Annotated in this window: 15 protein-coding genes; 9 read left to right on the forward strand and 6 right to left on the reverse strand. The window is 73.2% G+C overall.

Annotated elements, in window-relative coordinates; translation table 11 throughout:
- The first annotated feature begins 107 nt into the window (after positions 1 to 107).
- Complete coding sequence (lanL, locus tag QIY60_RS27505; RefSeq protein WP_283144861.1) at positions 108 to 2,903, forward strand: class IV lanthionine synthetase LanL; 2,796 nt, start codon at positions 108 to 110, stop codon at positions 2,901 to 2,903.
- 5 nt (positions 2,904 to 2,908) lie between these two features.
- Positions 2,909 to 3,016 (forward strand): ALQxL family class IV lanthipeptide, encoded by a 108-nt coding sequence (locus QIY60_RS27510; protein ID WP_257582137.1) that lies wholly within the window; start codon positions 2,909 to 2,911, stop codon positions 3,014 to 3,016.
- 73 nt (positions 3,017 to 3,089) lie between these two features.
- Here the strand turns inward: QIY60_RS27510 and QIY60_RS27515 are convergent, their stop codons facing one another.
- Positions 3,090 to 3,782 carry a response regulator transcription factor gene (locus tag QIY60_RS27515; RefSeq protein ID WP_283144862.1) on the reverse strand — a complete coding sequence of 231 codons (693 nt, stop codon included), beginning with the start codon at positions 3,780 to 3,782 and terminating at the stop codon, positions 3,090 to 3,092.
- Positions 3,775 to 5,829, reverse strand: coding sequence for a GAF domain-containing sensor histidine kinase (locus tag QIY60_RS27520; RefSeq protein WP_283144863.1), 2,055 nt, complete (start codon positions 5,827 to 5,829; stop codon positions 3,775 to 3,777). Before QIY60_RS27520 ends, QIY60_RS27515 begins: the two co-directional genes overlap by 8 nt.
- Positions 5,830 to 6,087: 258 nt before the next feature.
- Between QIY60_RS27520 and QIY60_RS27525 the strand changes: the two genes are divergently transcribed.
- On the forward strand, positions 6,088 to 8,208 hold the full coding sequence (locus QIY60_RS27525; protein ID WP_283144864.1) for a BTAD domain-containing putative transcriptional regulator: 2,121 nt from the start codon (positions 6,088 to 6,090) through the stop codon (positions 8,206 to 8,208).
- Here the strand turns inward: QIY60_RS27525 and QIY60_RS27530 are convergent.
- Entirely contained in the window at positions 8,190 to 9,011 is an 822-nt protein-coding gene (locus QIY60_RS27530) for a hypothetical protein (protein WP_283144865.1), read from the reverse strand. The genes QIY60_RS27525 and QIY60_RS27530 overlap by 19 nt on opposite strands.
- Before the next feature lie 142 nt (positions 9,012 to 9,153).
- Between QIY60_RS27530 and QIY60_RS27535 the strand changes: the two genes are divergently transcribed.
- Positions 9,154 to 9,996: a metallophosphoesterase gene (locus tag QIY60_RS27535; RefSeq protein ID WP_283144866.1), complete on the forward strand. Its 843-nt coding sequence runs from the start codon at positions 9,154 to 9,156 to the stop codon at positions 9,994 to 9,996.
- Positions 9,990 to 10,706: a 4'-phosphopantetheinyl transferase superfamily protein gene (locus tag QIY60_RS27540; RefSeq protein ID WP_283144867.1), complete on the forward strand. Its 717-nt coding sequence runs from the start codon at positions 9,990 to 9,992 to the stop codon at positions 10,704 to 10,706. The genes QIY60_RS27535 and QIY60_RS27540 overlap by 7 nt, the downstream gene beginning before the upstream one ends.
- 43 nt (positions 10,707 to 10,749) lie before the next feature.
- Here QIY60_RS27540 and QIY60_RS27545 read toward each other — a convergent pair whose 3' ends face one another.
- The 3 genes from QIY60_RS27545 to QIY60_RS27555 form a co-directional block, all read right to left on the reverse strand.
- Positions 10,750 to 11,493, reverse strand: coding sequence for an alpha/beta fold hydrolase (locus QIY60_RS27545; protein ID WP_283144868.1), 744 nt, complete (start codon positions 11,491 to 11,493; stop codon positions 10,750 to 10,752).
- Between the two features lie 2 nt (positions 11,494 to 11,495).
- Positions 11,496 to 12,419 (reverse strand): ketopantoate reductase family protein, encoded by a 924-nt coding sequence (locus QIY60_RS27550; protein ID WP_283144869.1) that lies wholly within the window; start codon positions 12,417 to 12,419, stop codon positions 11,496 to 11,498.
- A gap of 100 nt (positions 12,420 to 12,519) precedes the next feature.
- Positions 12,520 to 13,041: a helix-turn-helix domain-containing protein gene (locus QIY60_RS27555; protein WP_283144870.1), complete on the reverse strand. Its 522-nt coding sequence runs from the start codon at positions 13,039 to 13,041 to the stop codon at positions 12,520 to 12,522.
- Between the two features lie 320 nt (positions 13,042 to 13,361).
- Here QIY60_RS27555 and QIY60_RS27560 point away from each other — a divergent pair, with 320 nt between their 5' ends.
- The 4 genes from QIY60_RS27560 to QIY60_RS27575 all read left to right on the forward strand — a co-directional run bounded on the left by QIY60_RS27560 (position 13,362) and on the right by QIY60_RS27575 (position 17,354).
- Complete coding sequence (locus QIY60_RS27560) at positions 13,362 to 14,105, forward strand: hypothetical protein (protein WP_283146097.1); 744 nt, start codon at positions 13,362 to 13,364, stop codon at positions 14,103 to 14,105.
- A gap of 149 nt (positions 14,106 to 14,254) precedes the next feature.
- Complete coding sequence (locus tag QIY60_RS27565; RefSeq protein ID WP_283144871.1) at positions 14,255 to 14,698, forward strand: SPW repeat protein; 444 nt, start codon at positions 14,255 to 14,257, stop codon at positions 14,696 to 14,698.
- 219 nt (positions 14,699 to 14,917) lie between these two features.
- Complete coding sequence (gene hemC, locus QIY60_RS27570) at positions 14,918 to 15,853, forward strand: hydroxymethylbilane synthase (protein ID WP_283144872.1); 936 nt, start codon at positions 14,918 to 14,920, stop codon at positions 15,851 to 15,853.
- Positions 15,854 to 16,049: 196 nt separating this feature from the next.
- Positions 16,050 to 17,354: a radical SAM protein gene (locus QIY60_RS27575; protein WP_283144873.1), complete on the forward strand. Its 1,305-nt coding sequence runs from the start codon at positions 16,050 to 16,052 to the stop codon at positions 17,352 to 17,354.
- Positions 17,355 to 17,532 lie beyond the last annotated feature (178 nt).

A 17,532-nucleotide genomic window follows, 5' to 3' on the forward strand; every position in this document is an offset into this window, starting at 1 on the left:
GGTACCAGGGTCCGCTGGACCCGCGCTCGACCCGGCGCGAGAGCGTTACTTCCCGGCCCGCAAGGCTGGTGTAAGGCAACCGACAGAGCCGCGGCCACGATGGGGGCATGGAGTCTGCGAGGGGGATCCGCGAACCGGCCGAACGGCTGCTCGTGGAGATCGTGGAAGCGGTGCTGGCCCGCACGGGGGTCGGGCCAGTCACCGGCGGGCCGTGGCGGCTGCGCGAGGGGGACTTCTGGTGCCACGTCTCGCCGCCGGGCGAGGCCGGGCGCCCGCAGGGCTGGAAGCTGCACGTCGCCGCGACCCCGCTGGCCGCGCCCCTGGTCCTGGCGCGGGCCGCGGAGATCCTGGTGCGCCACGGGTGCCGCTTCAAGTTCGCCGGGACGATCGGCCGGGCCGGCGACCTCGTCTCGCACCGCTACGACCGGGGCGGCGGCGGGAAGTTCCTCACCGCCTACCCGGAGTTGGACGACGCCCGGCTGCGGGAGCTGGCCGCCGAGCTGCACCGCGCGACCCTGGGCCTGCCCGGCCCCGCGATCCTCTCCGACCGGCCCTGCTTTCCCGGCAGCCTGGTCCACTACCGGTACGGGGTGTTCAGCGGAGTGCCCGCGCTCGGCGACGACGGCATCCGCGCCGCCATGCTGGTCGCGCCCGACGGTCGGCTGGTCCCCGACCGGCGCCGGGCCTGGTTCGCGCCGCCCGAGTGGGCCCCGCGCGACCCGTTCGCCCAGGGCGGGTCCAGCGCAGCGGGGGGCCGGGCCGCCCCGGCCGAGGTGCTGCTCGACGGGCGCTTCCTGGTACGGGGGGTGATCCGGCACGCCTTCGGGGGCGGCGTCTTCCGGGGTGTCGACGAGTCCACCGGCACGCCCGTGATCATCAAGCAGGCGCGCCCGCACACCGCCGCCACCCTGACCGGCCGGGACGCGCGGGACCTGCGGCGCCACGAGGCGGCGATGCTGGAGGCGTTCGCCGGGAGCGGCTTCACCCCGGCCCCGGTCGCCCTCTTCGAGCAGCAGGGCGATCTGTTCCTGGTCCAGGAGGCCGTCGACGGGGTGACGCTCCGTCAATGGGCGCTGGACAGAACGGAGTTGGGCGAGCAGTGGGGCGTACCCGCCGTCGACGCCCTGCGCCGGGCGCGCTCCCTGGCCTGTCTGATGCGGCTCGTCCACGACGAGGGATGGGTCCTGCGGGACTTCAACCCCAACAACGTCATGGTCACCGACGACGGCGAAGTGTGCCTGATCGACCTGGAGATGCTGGCCCGCCCGGGCGAGCCCGCCATCCGCATCCACACCCCCGGATACGCGGCGCCGGAACAGGTCAACGCGCCGCGCTACGGCCCCGCCCCCGGCTCGGCCGCCGATCTCTACAGCCTCGGCGCGACCTTCTTCCACCTCGTCACCGGGGTCGACCCGCTGCTCGCCGCCGACGACCCCGGCATACGCGGCAACGCCGGGCGGCTCGCCGCCTGGCTCGGCCGGATCGCCCACGGCAACGAGGCCGCCCGCCTGCTCGCCCCGCTGATCGTGGCCCTGCTCGACGACGACCCGGCCCGGCGCCCCGGCCTCGACGAGGTGCTCGACCGGCTGGCCGAGACAGCCCGCGCCACCGCCGGGCCCAGTGCCGCCGCCACGGCGGCGGGGGTGATCGGCCTCGCCGTCACCGAGGCCGATCCCGCCCCGGCCGCCGGGCCGCGCGGTCTGGCCGAGCCCGAGCTCAAGGAGCTGGTGGCCGACGGGATCGACCATCTGCTGGCCACCGCCGACCCGGAGGCGGCGGACCGGCTCTGGCCGTCGGGGCCGGTGGGCAGCGCCACCGACGCGTTCAACGTCCAGCACGGCGCGGCCGGTGTCCTCGGAGTGCTGGTGCGTGCCTACGAGGTGGGTGAGCACCCGGCGGTGCTCGACGCCGTACGGAACACGGCCACCTGGATCGCCGACCGCGTCGGCCGCGAGCCCCGCACCCTGCCAGGCCTCTACTACGGGCGCTCCGGCACCGCCTGGGCGCTGCTCGACGCCGCCCAACTCCTGGGCGACGAAAGGCTGCTGGGGCACGCCATGGAGCTGGCGGCCCGCGTCCCGGTCCGCTGGCACGGCCCCGACGTCTGCCACGGGGTGGCCGGTGCCGGGCTGACCCAGCTGCGGTTCTGGGAGGCCACCGGGGAGCGGCGCTACCTCGACCGGGCCGAGGAAGCGGGCGCCGAGCTCGCCGCCATGGCCCGGCGGCGCGACGGGCGGCTGCTGTGGCCGGTGCCGCGCGCGATCCTGTCCACCCCCGCCGACGTCGTCCACTACGGCTTCGCCCACGGCGTCGCGGGCATCGGCGCGTTCCTGCTCGCCCTCGCCCGCACCACCGGCGACACCGCGCCCGCCGACCTTGCCGTCGAGGGCGCCCGGACGCTGCTCGCCGTCGCCGAAGTGGCGGACGGGGCCGCGTACTGGCGCTCCGGCGAGCGGGGCGGCCCGCGCAAGACGCACTGGTGCAGTGGCTCGTCGGGGGTCGGCACGTTCCTGCTGCGGGTCCGGCGGGAGACCGGCGAGGACGACTTCCTGGTGGCCGCGCGCCGGGCGGCCGTGGCCGTGCGCCGCTCCCGCCGGCACATCGGCACGTCCCAGTGCCACGGCCTCGCCGGGGACGGGGAGTTCCTGCTCGACCTGGCGGACGTCTGCGGCGAACCGGCGTACCGGGGCTGGGCGGCGGAACTCGCGGCGGGCCTGTACGCCCGCAACGTCGTCCGCGACGGCCGCACCCTGGTCCCCGACGACACCGGCACCCAGGTGTGGGCCGACTACGGCACGGGCCTGTCCGGAGTGATCGCCTTCCTGCTGAGGTCCGCCCGCGGGGGCCCGCGCCTCTGGCTCCCGCGCTCGCTCACCGACCCTGACATCGCGCAGAGGGGGTGAACACCGTGAGGGAATCCGATGTGACCGCTCTCCAGATGCTCGAAGAGGAGGAGACGCCCGACTCCGAGTCCTGGCCGCCGCCCACCGCCGGCTCCTGCTGCAGCACGTTCTGACCCGCCGTCCCCGGTCACCGTCGCCACCGCCTCCCCGCGCGGCGACGGTGACCCCGCTGCTTCAATCCGCCTGTCAGGGCGCTCTGTTGGGCCCGTACCGCAGATACGTGAGCACCGCCGTGACCCTCCGGTGCAGCTGGGACTCCTCGACCAGGCCGAGCTTGGCGAAGGTCGAGTTGACGTGCTTCTCGATGGTCGACTCGGAGAGCGAGAGCGAATCGGCGATGTTGCGGTTGTTCTTGCCCTGGGCCATCTGCCGCAGCACGTCCAGCTCCCGGCGGGTCAGCTGGGCCAGGGGTGCGTCGACGGTACGGATGTGGCTGCCGACCAGCACCTCCACGATGCGCGGGTCGATCACCGACCGCCCGGCCGCCACCTCGCGCAGGGCGCGCAGCAGCTCCTCCAGCTCCCCGATGCGCTCCTTGAGCAGATAGGCCAGGCCGTTGGTGCCCTGCTGGAACAGGTCGAAGGCGTACTGCTCGTTGGCGTGCTGGGACAGCACCACCACGCCGATGCCCGGATGCGCGGCCCGGATGGTGTGCGCGGCGGTGATGCCCTCGGTGTGGTGGTTCGGCGGCATCCTGATGTCCGCGATCACCGCGTCCGGGCGGAACCGCTCGACCGCGTCCAGGAGCTCCTCCGCCGTGCCCACCGCCGCGATCACGTCGACCTCGCCGGTGTCCTCCAGGAGCCGTCGTGTTCCTTCCCGTACGAGATAGTGGTCCTCCGCTATCACGATGCGCATCCGGTCCGAGGCGTCAGGCATGGGCCGTCTCTCTTGAGCGTTCGGTGAGCTGGGCACAGAGCGTGGTGCCGCCGCCGGGCCGGCTGGCGATGGACAGCCGGCCGCCGACCGCCTCGATACGGTCGCGCATCCCGGTGAGTCCCGACCCCAGCCGGGAGGCCGCGGGCAGGCCCACGCCGTCGTCGCTGACGTCGAGGAGGAGCGAGCCGTCGGCGCGGCCGATCCGGATGGTCACCCCGTCGGCCCGGGCGTGTTTGAGCACATTGGTCAGTGCTTCGGAGACCAGGAAGAACGCCGCCTCCTCGATCTCCGGCGCGAACCGCGCCGAGGACACCGAGGGGTCGACCTCGACGACGACGGGAAGGGGCAGCCGGCGGGCCTTGGACAGCACGGCGGCCGCGAGCCCCTGGTCGGTGAGGACGGGCGGATGGATGCCGTGGGCGACCTCGCGCAGCTCGTCGATGACCCGGCAGGCGTCGTCCTGGAGCTCGGTGAGCGTGGTGTGCACGGTGTCGCCGTTGCGGCACAGCTGGTTGCGGGCGAGCGCCAGTTTGGCCACCAGGGCGACCATCTCCTGCTGGATCCCGTCGTGCAACTGCCGCTCGATGCGCCGCCGTTCGGTGTCCTGGGCCTGCACGATCCGGGTGCGCGACGCGTTGAGCTCGCACGCCTGCCGCTGCACCTCGTCGACCCGGGTGGACAACTCGGCGGTCAGCAGCGCGTTGTGGACGGCGAGCGCGGCCTGCCGGGCCAGCGTCTCGATCACGTCCTGGTCCTCGGGGGTGAACCGGCCCTCCTCCTTGGGCCCGTACTCGATGGAGCCGAGCACCTCGTCCCCGTACCGCAACCGCACCTCGCCCCACGGGCTCTGCCCGGTGTCCGCCTCGGCCCCGGCGGAGCCGGACCCGAACGGCGCCCGCCCCGGCCCCGCGGGTCCGAGCCGTACGCGCACCCAGCGCAGATCGAGCCCCTCGCGCAGGGTGACCGCCAGCTGCGGGCCGAGCCGTTTCAGGTCGTAGGCGTGCTCCAGGGTGGTGCCGCACTGCACCAGGAGCTCGAAGTTGGTCGGCCGGGCCCCGAACACGCGCCGCGCGGCGAGCCGGTTGAGCTGGCGGTGCACCGGCTGGAACAGCATGGTCGCGCTCACCGCCACCAGGACCGCGAGACCGATCGGCAGGTACTGGCCCGCGGTCAGCCCGAGCGCCGTGGTCATGCCCAGGTACCAGGCGCCGATGATGGTCCACAGCACGCCGTAGACCAGCGAGCGCCGGATCGCGAAGTCCATGCCGGGCAGCCGGTGGCGGAACGCGGCGTACACCAGACCGGCCGAGATCGTGATGTACGGCAGCGCCCCCAGGGCGGAGCCGATGAAGTAGTCGAGGCCCTTGCCGGCCAGCCAGAGCCGGAACAGCCGGGCCGAGCCGCGTCCGGCGAACACCACGAAGGCGATCAGGGCGATCATCCACAGCCGGTCCGTCCGTGCCGCCGGCCCGGCCCGCCGCTCGCGCGCGTCCAGGAGCGAGCGGACCAGGAGCAGCCCCGCGCCGAGTCCCGGCGCCCACGACTCCGGCACGACGAGCAGCCACGGCCGGGTCCGGTCCGAGAGGGGCAGCGCCATCAGCAGTACGGGATAGGGCGCAAGGAGCCAGAGTGCCCGCAGCACGACCCGCTCGTAGCCGCGGCGCACGAGCCCGTCGGGCAGCAGCGCCACCAGTCGGCAGAGCGTGATCGCGGCGAGGACGTCGAAGGTCCGGGCGACGCCCAGGAACGCCCAGGCGCGGGGCGTGTCGGCGTGCCATCCGGTCGCCGGGGGCTTGCCCATGGAGAGCCGTACGGCCATGCCGATCGCGGCGAACGACCCGGCCGCGAGCAGCCGTCGGGCGACCGGGTGCTGCGGGCTGTGCCAGGACAGCGAGAGCCCGGCCACATAGCAGGGCAGGATGCAGGCCATGGTCCACGGAAGCGTCTGGGCCGCGGAGATCCCCACACCTGTCGGTACCCCGTAGAGCAATGCCACCCCGCCGCCGATCGCGAGAACGCGCATCGGCCGTCCCTCAGGCTCCGCCATTCCCCCATTTTCCCGGGCCGCGCGAGCGCTGTACAGAAAGCCTGCCTCACCGCCCGTATGGCGGACAGCCTCCATAAGGGAGCGAGGCGGCCCGGATTCTGCGAATCGGCGCGAGTGCGCACACTGAAGCGGTGGAGTCCGGCGGCGCGGGAGGCGGACACTCCCGCTCACCGCGTCTGACCAGCGCGGCCCGGCGGACCCACCCGTGAGCGTACGAACGGATGCGACCCGTCCGACGGGACGGGCAAGGGGGGAACGATGAGTACGGCTCAACTGGAGGACCACAAGCGGGAGTCCCTCGCGGTGCGGGGCGAGCCGGCCCGCTCCGCCCATCTGCCGGGTCCGGCCGGCGCGGCGGTCGGGGAGCCGCGCACCGGCATCCTGGACGCGGCCGAGGGGCGGCGTCTGACGATGGCGCACCAGCTCCTCGGGGAGCCCGCGCGGGCGCTGGAGGTCCACCGGCGCACCGAGCTCACCGGCGCCGCGACCCCGGACGAGATCACGGCCCTGGCGTGGGCCGCCGCCGCGTACTGCGCGCACGGTGAACTCCGCCGGGCACAGGCGTCGGTGCGCCGCGCGGTCGCGGCGCTCACCCACTGCGGCGACCCGGGCGCGCAGGCGGTCACCCACGCGGTGGCCGCCGTGGTGGCGGCCTGCGACGGACGGGGGGCGGTGGCCGAGCACCACCGGGAGCTGGCGGGGGAGGCGGCGTGCGGGGCGGGGGACCCCGCGCTCGTCCTGCTGGTGCGCACGTGCGCGGCGCAGGAGCGGATCGAGCAGGGCGAGGCCCGCCGCGTCCTCGCCGGGCTCGACACGGCGCTCACCGCGCTCGGCCCGGACGACGAAGGGGCCGAGCTGCCGGAGCTCCTGCTGGCCGCCGGGTGTCTGCGCGGCTGCGCCCATCTGGCGCTCGGTGAACTCGACTACGCGGCCGCCGAGTTCGGCCGGGTGCTGGCGGGCTACCAGCGCCTCGGCGAGGCCACCGGGCACGCGGCGCTCGGCGCCCGGGCGCTGCTCGGGCTCGGCGACGTCCACCGCGAGCGCGGGGCGCTCGGCCCCGCGCGGGCCGCCTACCAGGAGGCGGTGGTGCGCAGCGAGCAGTGCGGCGACCGCCAGGTCCTCGCGGCGGCGCTCACCGGGCTCGCCCTGGCACGCGGCGCGGAGGAGCCGCGCGCCGCGGCCCTGCTGGCCCGGCGCGCGGTCGGCCAGTGCGCGGGCCGGACCCGGATCCGGGCGCTGGTCGCGGCGGGCTGGGTGGCGCTCGCGGACGAACGGCCGGAAATCGCGGCCGAGGCGGCCCGCCAGGCGGCGGGCGAACCCGGCGCCCAGGCCTGCCGCCCGGTCTTCGCCGAGCTCCTGGAGCTGGAGGCGATGTGCACCCGCGAACCCCGCGTACGGGAGCGGCTCCTGGAGGACGCCCAGGCGATGTGGACCGCCGCGCGCCGGCCCGTGGCGGTGGCCCGGGTGGCCGCCGCCCGCGCGCTGCTGTCCGGAGCGGGCGGTCCGGAACTGCGCGAAGCGGTCGGCAGGCTGCGGCGGTCGGGCGTGCGCGAGCGCGCGGCGGACGCGGCGGGGCTGCTCAACCGGGCGACCGCGCCGCTGCGGCCCTCGGCGGCCGTACGGGTCCTCGGCGGCTTCCAGGTGCTGCGCGACGGCGTCCCGGTGGGACCCGAGGAGTGGCAGTCCAAGAAGGCCCGCGACCTGCTCAAACTCCTGGTCGCCCGGCGCGGGTTGCCCACGCCGAGGGAGGTCGTGGTGGAGGCGCTGTGGCCCGAGGAGGACCCGGCCCGGTGCGCCAACCGGCTCTCGGTGGCGCTGTCGATCCTGCGCCTGGTGCTCGACCCGGAACGCCGCCTCGCGCAGGACCACTTCATCGCGGCGGACAAGCACGTCATCGGCATCGCCCGGCTCCGCGTCGACGTCCGCGACTTCCTGGCCGCCGCCCGGCACGCCCTGGCGCTCGCCGCCCGCTCCGGCGGCCACGCCTACGCGGCGCTGGCGGACGCCGAACGGCTCTACCGGGGCGACGTGCTGGAGGACGAGCCGTACGCGGAGTGGGCGGTCGCCCTGCGCGAGGAGGCCCAGGCGGTCCACGCGGAGCTGCTGGCCCGGCTCGCCACGGCGGCGGCCGAGCGGGGGGACCACCACGCCGAGGTCCACTTCCGGCTGCGCCTGCTGGAGCGCGACCCGTACGACGAGGAGACCCATCTCGCCCTGATCGCCCTCCTCGCGGCGGCGGGCCGGCACGGCGAGGCCCGGCGCCGCCATGTCCTCTATGTCGAGCGGATGCTGGAGATCGACGTGGAGCCCTCCCCGTTCCCGCGCCCGGACCGGCACGCCCGGGGCCCGGCCCACCCGGCTCAGCGCGGCCGGGACTGATACAGCCGGGCGTGGTAGCGGCCCGCGCCCTCCAGACCGGCCGGGTCGTGGCCCGCGAGCAGGACCTGCCCGATCGCGGAGTCGCGCTCGGCCGGGCCGGTGAACAGCCGCTGCCGATAGGCCCGCGAGGCGTCCGACACGGTGACCAGGCCGTGCGCGGCGAGCGCCGCACCCACCGGCGCGTACGAGACGGTGCGCAGGGCGAACGCGCTCACCCACACCGGCAGCCGCGCACACCCGAGCAGCGCCTCGAAGGTGCGGTGGGTGATGTAGCCGATGCCTCCGGTGACCGTGATCAGGCCGGTGCGCGCGACGGCCCGGCGCAGCGGTTCGCTCGGCGGGGCGTGCTCCAGGTTCTCGGCGTACGCCTCGTCGAGCAGCCCGACCGCCAGCGCGTAGCCGACGGCGCGCCGCGCCGCGTCCAGACCGACGACCGGGCTCGCGTCGGCCCGGCGCCGGGAGGCGTAGAACGCCCGGTCGTACGCGATGAGCTCGGCCGTCGAGAGGTCGGCCACCGCGGGGCCGGTGTAGTGCGCGTACAGCTCGGCGAGGGTGAGGTGGTGGTTGAGGAGCGCCGCGTTGATCCCGTACGAGCAGCACAGGTCGAGCACCGTGACCGGGCCGCCCGGGCCGCAGGCCGCGGCCCGGGCGGCCCGATCATGCCGGAAGACCTCCTGCGCATGATGCGGAATCTCGTACTCCAGAGGGGCGAGCCGGCGGAAGTAGGCGCGGGGGTCGGGTGCGTCGTAGATCTCGTCGAAGCGGGTCTTGCCCGGCGACGCATGGGTCAGTCCTCGGCTCATGGGGCGTACCTCCGCGGGCAGGGGGGCGGGTGTTGCGCGGATGAACCTCTATCGGACTCCTGGAGTACGCCGGTAGGCCGCCCGACCCGAACCGGCCATCGGTGACCGGGCGATGAGAGGGCCGACGTAGGCTGTGATCACCATGAGTCTCTTTGCCATCAGTGACCTGCACGTCGGCCATGCGGAGAACCGCGCGATCGTGGACGCGTTGCGGCCGGAATCGTCCGAGGACTGGCTGATCGTCGCCGGGGACGTGGGGGAGAAGGCGGACGACGTGCTCCGGGCGATGGAGCAGCTCGCGGGCCGGTTCTCCACCGTCGTCTGGGCGCCCGGCAACCACGAGCTGTGGACACCGCCCGCCGATCCCGTGCAACTGCGCGGCGAGGCCCGCTACACGTATCTGGTCGAGCGGCTGCGCGACTTCGGCGTGGCCACGCCCGAGGACCCCTACCTCCAGTGGCCGGGCCCGGACGGGCCGGTCGTCGTCGCGCCCCTGTTCGTGCTGTACGACTACACGTTCCGCCCCGAGGGCACGCACACCAAGGAGGAGGCGCTGGCCGTCGCCCATGACACCGGCGTGGTGTGCATGGACGAGTACCTGCTGCACCCCGACCCGTACCCCACCCGCGACGCGTGGTGCCGGGCGCGGCTGGCGTACACCCGCTCGCGGCTTGACGCCGTCGACCCGGCGCTGCCGACCGTGCTGGTCAACCACTTCCCGCTGGTGCGCCAACCCACCCGGGTCCTGCGCCATCCGGAGTTCGCCCAGTGGTGCGGCACCGAGGCCACCGCCGACTGGCACGTGCGTCACCGGGCCGCCGCGGTCGTCTACGGGCATCTGCACATCCCGCGTGCCATCGACGTCGACGGGGTGCCGCACCTGGAGGTGTCGCTCGGCTATCCACGGGAGTGGAGCAAACGGTCGGCGCCGCCGCAGGGGCTCCGCCGCATCCTGCCCGGACCGCACTCGGTGCCCCGATGGTGACCCGCGCGCTGCTCGAAGGGCTGCTCCCGGCACAGGTGGTGGTGGCGGAGCTGTTCGCGGACCCGCCGTCGGTCGAGCTGTTCCCGCAGGAGGCCGAGGTGGTGGCCAAGGCCGTCGACAAGCGGCGGCGCGAGTTCGCCACCGTACGGCTGTGCGCGCGCACCGCGCTCGCCCAGCTCGGGCACGCGCCCGGCCCGATCCTGCCCTCGCGGGAGGGCCCGGCCTGGGCCCAGCGCGCCCCGCGCTGGCCGGACGGCGTCGTCGGCAGCATGACGCACTGCGACGGCTACCGCGCGGCGGCCGTCGCCCCCACCTCGGCCATCGCCTCGGTCGGCGTGGACGCCGAGCCCAACGCGCCGGTGCCCGACGGGGTACGGGAGATGGTCACCCTGCCCGAGGAGCGCGCCATGCTGGACCGGCTCGCCGCCTCGCATCCGGCCGTGGCCTGGGACCGCATGCTGTTCAGCGCCAAGGAGAGCGTCTTCAAGGCGTGGTTCCCGCTGACCGGCCGCTGGCTGGACTTCGGCGACTGCGTGATCACCCCCGACCCCGAGAGCGGCACCTTCACGGGTGCGCTGCAGGTGCCCGGCCCGGTGGTGGACGGCGTCCGGGTGGACGTGTTCAGGGGGCGGTGGCGTGCGGTGGAGGGGGAGAACGGGGGGCTTGTTGCCACCGGTGTGGTGGTGGGGCGCGAGGGCACCGGGGGATGAGCGCGGGGGCGGGCCGTGCGCGTACGCCCCGCGCGCTCGCCCCTTAGTCTCCGGTCATCGCCTCGATGTGGTCGCGGATCTCCTGTGTCACGGCGGGCAGATGGGCGTCCAGGAAGAAGTGGCCGCCGGTGAAGACCCGCATCCGGAACGCCGCCGAGGTGTGCCGCTCCCAGAGGGCCACGTCGTCGGGGTCGACCACCGGGTCGGCGTCCCCGCACAGGGCCACGACCGGACAGGTAAGCGACCGGCCGGGCTCGGGGAAGTGCGTCTCAAGCGCGCGGTAGTCGCCGCGCAGCGCGGGCAGCACCATGCGCAACAGGCCCTCCTCCGCGAGCAGTTGGGCGTCCGTCCCGGAGAGCTCCATGAGGTGGCGGACCAGTGCGCCGTCGTCCGCCAGGTGGAGCCGGCGGGAGATGGGGACGGAGGGCGCCGCGCGGCCGGACGCGAACAGGCCGAGCGGCCGGACGCCCTTCTCCTCCAGCCGCAGCGCGACCTCGTAGGCCACGGAGGAGCCCATGCTGTGGCCGAAGAGGGTGAGCGGGCGGTCGGTCCACGGCATCAGCTCGTCGGTGATGCGGTCGACGAGGGTGCCCATGTCCTCGATGGGACGCTCGGCCAGCCGGTCCTGCCGTCCGGGGTACTGCATCGCCAGCACGTCCACGTCCGGCGACAGCGCCTTGGCGGCGGCGAAGAAGGACGTGGCCGAGCCGCCCGCGTGCGGGAAGAAGACGGCGCGGGTCGGGGCCTGTGGGGCGGGGTGGTACCGCTTGATCCAGGGGCTGTCCACTACTACTTCGCCCCCACCCGGTGCTGGTGCACCCGCAGGTGCAGGGTGGCCAGGTCGAGCAGCGGCGTGGGCACCGACAGCGCGCGGGCGCGCTCGGTCAGGTCGCCGAAGATGTGCTCCACCTCGGTCGGGAAGCCGGAGACCACGTCGCGGTACATGGAGGACGCGAAGGTGGAGGGGGTCTGGGTGACCAGGGACGTGGTGAGAGCCTGTTCGCTCTCGGGAACGGGGAAGCCCGCCGCGGCCGACACCGCGGCGCCCTCGGCGAGGACGGCGGGGCCGATGCCGGAGCCGCCCGGAACGGCGTTGACGTCACCGACCTCGCCGCGCAGCAGACAGGTCACGGTGGACAGGGTCGTGATGAAGACCCACTTGTGCCACATCGAGGCGAGGATGTCGGGCGACACGCTCGCGTCGATGCCCGCCCCGGCCAGCACGGCGCGGATCTCCTCGGTCCGGGGCGAGGCCCCGCCGTCCTGCTCGCCGAGGGCCAGGACCGCCAGCGGGGCCAGCCGGACGATGTCGCCCTCGTCGTTGAGCGTGGTGATGACCTTGGCCACCCCGCCGAGGACCGGCTCCTTGCCGAAGCGGGCGTTGAGCACGTCGAGGTGGCGTATGCCGTTGAGCAGCGGCACGATCGCGGTGTCCGGGCCGACCGCCGGGGCGAGGTCCTCCACGGCCTGCTCCAGGGCGGTGGACTTCACCGACAGCAGGACGAGGTCGTACGGCTCCGTGATCTCGTCGGCGGTGACCAGACGCGGTGTGAGCACCTCGTCCTCGCCCGAGCCCGTCAGCCGCAGCCCCCGCTCGCGCAGTGCGGCGGCGCGCCGTGGTCGTACCAGGAACGTGACGTCGCGGCCCGCCCGGGCGAGCAGGGCACCGAAGTAGCCTCCGGTGGCTCCTGCGCCGACGACCAGGATCTTCATGTGCGTACACCTTTCGTCGTGAACATCGTCGTGCGAGAGGTTTGGTGCGAAGGGTCTCTTGGCCGGGGGTTTCCGGCCAAGGTCTCTCCGTCGGGTTCTTTCAGCCGCGCAGTGGTTGGAGCAGGCGGTGCGGGCGGCTCAGGGCCACCGTCACCGGGTCGTCGTCCTCACCGCCCGGGCCCAGGCCGGGTCCTGGCGTGACGAGGATGTCCCGTACCTCGACGGCCGCGTCGCAGCGCGTGCACCGCCCGTCGGCGGCGATCGGCGCGTCGTCGGCGGCGTGCCGGAAGATCCGGCGCGGGCCGCCCGCCGCGTAGTGCTCGTCGCCCCAGCCGGTGAGCGCCCGCACCGCGGGCCACAGCGACACGCCCTTCGGTGTGAGCTCGTACACCTCGCGCCGCCCGGCGCCCGGCACCCTCGCGAGGACGTCCGCCTCGGTGAGGGTGGTGAGCCGGTCGGTGAGGACGGCGCGGGGGACCCCGAGGTGCGCCGCGAAGTCGCCGAACCGGCGCACCCCGTAGAACGCGTCCCGCACGATCAGCAGCGTCCAGCGCTCGCCCACGATCTCCAGGGAGCGGGCGAGGGAGCAGGACTGGCCGGTGTAGTCGCGGGGCAGGGTCACGGGGCCGACCCTAACCCAGAACAGTTCGGTGAGCGAACTAAAATCTTTGAACGTCCTCCACACCGTGGTTACCTTGGTGTGGACCCCCGTGTGCGGCGTGTGTTCGACCTGGTGCACGATCTGGGGGTACGTGGGGAGCTACGCGCCGATTGTCTTGACCGCTGGCGCTGGCGGCGTGAGGGGTTGATCAAGCAGTGTTCCGAGTTGCCGACGGCCGTCGTGACGGGGCCGAGGGCGGGCACGTCGGTACGGTCGAGGGGGCCGGTGCGGCGGCCGCGCCGCCCGCGACCGGCGGTGGGGACCCCCGGCAACGGGCCGACCTGCTGGTCCGGTTCGTCCGGTTCGTCGCGCGCACCCTGCGCGGCGAGTTCCAGGGCATCGTCGTCGACCCCGTACGGCAACTGGTCAACCGGGGCCTGCGCGGCCTCTTCCTCGGTGTGCTCGCCTGTGTCGCGGTGACCGTCTTCCACGCCATCCACCTGACGCAGACGGGCGCGGTGGTGGTCCGGCTGACCGGTGAGGTCAAGGCCGATCTGCCGCTGTGGCTGGCGCTGCTGCGCACCCCCATCTCGCTCTTCGTCCCGGCCCTCGACCTGCCGGTCTGGGCGGGCCTCACCCAGCTGTTCCTCGGGTTCGCCCTGGCGGAGCTGGCGCTCGGCCGGACCCGGACGCTGGTGATCGCGTACGTGACGACGCTGGCCGGGACGCTCAGCGCGCGCGTGATGATCGCGCTCGGCCCCGGCACCTGGGGCGGACTCGGGCTGCCGCCGGAGATCGGGCGGGTGCTGGACACGGGGCCGTCCGCGGCCGTGGTCGGGCTGTTCACGTATCTCTCGGTGGTCCGGCGGGCCCCGATCGTGTTCGCGCTGACCGGCGGCTCGATGCTGTTCGAGGCGATGGTGAAGCCCAATCTGGCCGGCCGTGAGCATCTGATAGCGGTGGGCACGGCGATCGTGCTCGGTCTGCTGCACGGCCGCGTCGACCTGGGCCCGGCCGCCCTGCGCCGCAGGTGGTCGCGGTGGCGCAACCGTCGCGCGATGGCGGCCGTCGAGGCCGCGGCCTAGGCATTTCTCCACAAAACACCCAAAACTTCTGTAGATATCGGATAGCCGTTCAATCTGCATATAAAGGCCAGATAAGAGCACACTGGAATCGCGACCGGATGTCGCATCGGGGCCAGAAGACTTGCAGGCATCAGAAGGAGGCGAGTCACATGGCCGACGTCTCTCACCGACCAGGTGACATATCCGGGCACCCCGACGTATCGGAGATGCGGGACAGGTACGCGGCGATGCTGGAGACCCGAGGAGTCGCGGCGGTCGAGGAACTCGTGATCCTCGCCGGAATCTACGCGGCCATCTCCGGCTGGACCGTGCACTTCTCCGGCGCGCTGCCGACGCTCGCCCTGACCAACCTGATCGTCGGCATCGCTCTCGCGGTCGTGGGCCTGTGCATGTCCGTCGTCCCGGAGCGGTCGCAGGACCTGAACTTCGTGGCCCTGCTGTTGGGCGCCTGGCTGATCGTCGCTCCGTGGGTGGTCGCCCGCCACCCCGGTACCGGAGCAGTCCTGAGCAACGTCATCACCGGCGGTGCGGTGTGTCTGTTCGCGCTGGTCGCGGGCGGCATGCTGATGAGCAAGAACAGAAGGGCGACCTGATCCACGGCGGCTGCCCGCACAGCCGCCCGCCCCAGGGCCTCCGCCCGCGCGAGCCGCGGCCGGGGGCCCGTCGCCGTCGGGGGTGCGTCGGCAGCTTTCCCTATCTGCCGATCGTCGCCGACCGTGTCCGAGGCGGGCGTCAACTTCCTTGGCGTACAAAGGCACTGAGGTTACGGGGCGATGTGCGCGAGATGCGGGCGGCCCCCATATCGTGGACGCATGTCTACTGCCGAGTTGATCCGGATCGTCTCGCGTGACTCGCCCATGGCGCTCGCGCAAGTGGAACGCGTACGCGCCGAACTCGCGGCCCTCCACCCCGGGGTCGCCACCGAGGTCGTCCCGGTCAAGACGACCGGCGACAAGTGGATGGGCGACCTCTCGCTGGTCGAGGGGAAGGGCGCGTTCACCAAGGAGGTGGACGCCGCGCTGCTCGCGGGCGAGGCCGACCTCGCCGTGCACTGTGTGAAGGACGTGCCCGCCGACCGCCCGCTGCCCGCCGGAACCGTCTTCGCCGCCTTCCTCAAACGCGACGACATCCGCGACGCCCTGATCCACCCCGGCGGTCTCACCCTCGACGAGCTGCCCGCCGGCACCCGTATCGGCACCTCGTCCGTCCGCCGCATCGCCCAACTGGCCGCCTCCCACCCCGAGCTGCACTGCGTCCCGATGCGCGGCAACGCCAACCGCCGCCTGGAGAAGCTGGCCGCGGGCGACGCCGACGCGCTGCTGCTCGCCGTCTCGGGCCTGGAGCGCATCGGCCGTACGGACGTGATCACCGAGGTCCTCTCCCCGGAGGTGATGTGCCCGCCCATCGGCGCGGGCATCCTCGCCCTGCAGTGCCGCGAGGGCGACCGCGAGCTGATCGACCTGGTGAGCGACCTGGGCGACCCCGACGCCCACCGCGAGGCCACGGCCGAGCGGATGTTCCTCCACGTCCTCCAGGGCCACTGCAACAGCCCGATCGCCGGATACGCGAGGGCGGCCCGCAACGGCGATCTCTCGTTGCGCGCCTGTGTGTTCACCCCCGACGGAAAGACCGTGCTCAACGCCCACGAGTGGGCGGGCCCGCTCGACCCGGCCACGCTCGGCACCTCGGTCGCGGTCACGCTGCTGCGCCAGGGAGCCCGCGAACTGATCGACTCGATCGCCCACTGAGCGCGTACCGGTCCGAATGCCTAAGCCTTTCGGATGAGGAGAAGCGCGACCGCAGACCGATCCGCCGAAGATCGTCCCGCCGATAGCATGGCGCTCGCTCGCCGGCTTCGTCGTCGATGCCCAGTCCATCGGCGAAGCCGGCGAGAGCGTAGGTTCAGTAGGACAGGAAAGCGACTGGACCGGAGGACGTCAGCACATGCTCAGCAGCCGTACCGATGAGGTCGAATCATTGATGGCGCGGTTCCCCGGGGTGCCCAGGGAAGCCGTGATCAAGGAAGATCTGCTGCGCGGAGGGGTGGCCTTCGACGACTCGGCCCTCAGCGACAACGAGTCCGGCGAGGTCAAGCCGAAGTCGTACTTCATCTTCTCGTTCGACCACCGCACCCTGCCCGAGCTGGGCGCCGCCGCGCTGCGCCGCCCGCCGGAGGAGATCGTGCTGACCGGAGGCCCGTACGAGCTGCGCCGTACGGTCGTGTCGGTGCGGGTCAACCCGGCGTCCCCGTACCGGGTGGCGGCCGACGACCACGGCATGCTCGGCCTGTACCTGGACGGCAAGCGGATCTCGGACGTGGGGCTGCCGCCGATGCCGGAGTACTACCGGCACAAGCTGTCGAACGGCAAGTCCGTGATGGAGGTGGCCCCGACGATCCAGTGGGGCTATCTGATCTACCTCACCGTGTTCCGGGTCTGCCAGTACTTCGGCGCCAAGCAGGAGTGCCAGTACTGCGACATCAACCACAACTGGCGCCAGCACAAGGCGGCCGGGCGCCCCTACACCGGCGTCAAGCCGGTCGAGGAGATCCTGGAGGCGCTGGAGATCATCGACCGGTACGACACCGCCAAGGCGTCCACCGCGTACACCCTCACCGGCGGCGCGATCACCTCGCACGTCGGCGGGCGCGACGAGGCCGACTTCTACGGGATGTACGCCAAGGCGATCGAGGAGCGCTTCCCCGGCCGCTGGACGGGCAAGGTCGTCGCCCAGGCGCTGCCCAAGGAGGACGTGCAGCGCTTCCACGACTACGGCGTGCGGATCTACCACCCCAACTACGAGGTGTGGGACCGGCGGCTGTTCGAGCTGTACTGCCCGGGCAAGGAGGAGTACGTCGGCCGTGACGAGTGGCACCGGCGCATCCTCGACTCGGCGGAGATCTTCGGGCCGCGCAATGTGATCCCCAACTTCGTCGCGGGCGTGGAGATGGCCGAGCCCTTCGGCTTCACCACCGTCGACGAGGCGATCGACTCCACGGTGGAGGGGCTGCGCTTCTTCATGTCGCGCGGCATCACCCCGCGCTTCACGACCTGGTGCCCCGAGCCGACCACCCCGCTCGGCAAGGCCAACCCCGAGGGCGCCCCGCTGGAGTACCACATCCGCCTGCTTGAGGCCTACCGGGCGACGATGGACGAGTACGGCCTGACCTCCCCGCCCGGATACGGGCCGGCGGGGCCGGGGAACGCGGTGTTCTCGGTGAGCTCCTTCATGGACAGCCTGTCGGTCTAGCCATGGTTTACTATTCATCTATATGCGGGCCACGCTGAACCGCCCGCCCCTGAACGAGCCCCGGCAGGTCTCCCCCGTCCTGCCGGGGCTCTTTTTCTGCCCGCCGGGCCCGGACCGGCCCCGTCGTGCGGCCTGTGTTGCGCGTTCACCCGGATGGGGTCACGCTGATTGCGTTCCC

Source organism: Streptomyces sp. BPTC-684, assembly GCF_030028635.1.
GTDB classification, from domain to species: domain Bacteria; phylum Actinomycetota; class Actinomycetes; order Streptomycetales; family Streptomycetaceae; genus Streptomyces; species Streptomyces noboritoensis.

What these genes read in the sequence shown, in the direction of transcription:
- QIY60_RS27530 (WP_283144865.1), bottom strand. Translation starts at nt 9,011, where the DNA reads ATGAGCCGAGGACTGACCCATGCGTCGCCGGGCAAGACCCGCTTCGAC.
- QIY60_RS27575 (WP_283144873.1), top strand. Translation starts at nt 16,050, where the DNA reads ATGCTCAGCAGCCGTACCGATGAGGTCGAATCATTGATGGCGCGGTTC.
- QIY60_RS27550 (WP_283144869.1), bottom strand. Translation starts at nt 12,419, where the DNA reads ATGAAGATCCTGGTCGTCGGCGCAGGAGCCACCGGAGGCTACTTCGGT.
- QIY60_RS27540 (WP_283144867.1), top strand. Translation starts at nt 9,990, where the DNA reads ATGGTGACCCGCGCGCTGCTCGAAGGGCTGCTCCCGGCACAGGTGGTG.
- QIY60_RS27515 (WP_283144862.1), bottom strand. Translation starts at nt 3,782, where the DNA reads ATGCCTGACGCCTCGGACCGGATGCGCATCGTGATAGCGGAGGACCAC.
- QIY60_RS27520 (WP_283144863.1), bottom strand. Translation starts at nt 5,829, where the DNA reads ATGGCGGAGCCTGAGGGACGGCCGATGCGCGTTCTCGCGATCGGCGGC.
- QIY60_RS27535 (WP_283144866.1), top strand. Translation starts at nt 9,154, where the DNA reads ATGAGTCTCTTTGCCATCAGTGACCTGCACGTCGGCCATGCGGAGAAC.
- hemC (WP_283144872.1), top strand. Translation starts at nt 14,918, where the DNA reads ATGTCTACTGCCGAGTTGATCCGGATCGTCTCGCGTGACTCGCCCATG.
- QIY60_RS27565 (WP_283144871.1), top strand. Translation starts at nt 14,255, where the DNA reads ATGGCCGACGTCTCTCACCGACCAGGTGACATATCCGGGCACCCCGAC.
- QIY60_RS27525 (WP_283144864.1), top strand. Translation starts at nt 6,088, where the DNA reads ATGAGTACGGCTCAACTGGAGGACCACAAGCGGGAGTCCCTCGCGGTG.
- lanL (WP_283144861.1), top strand. Translation starts at nt 108, where the DNA reads ATGGAGTCTGCGAGGGGGATCCGCGAACCGGCCGAACGGCTGCTCGTG.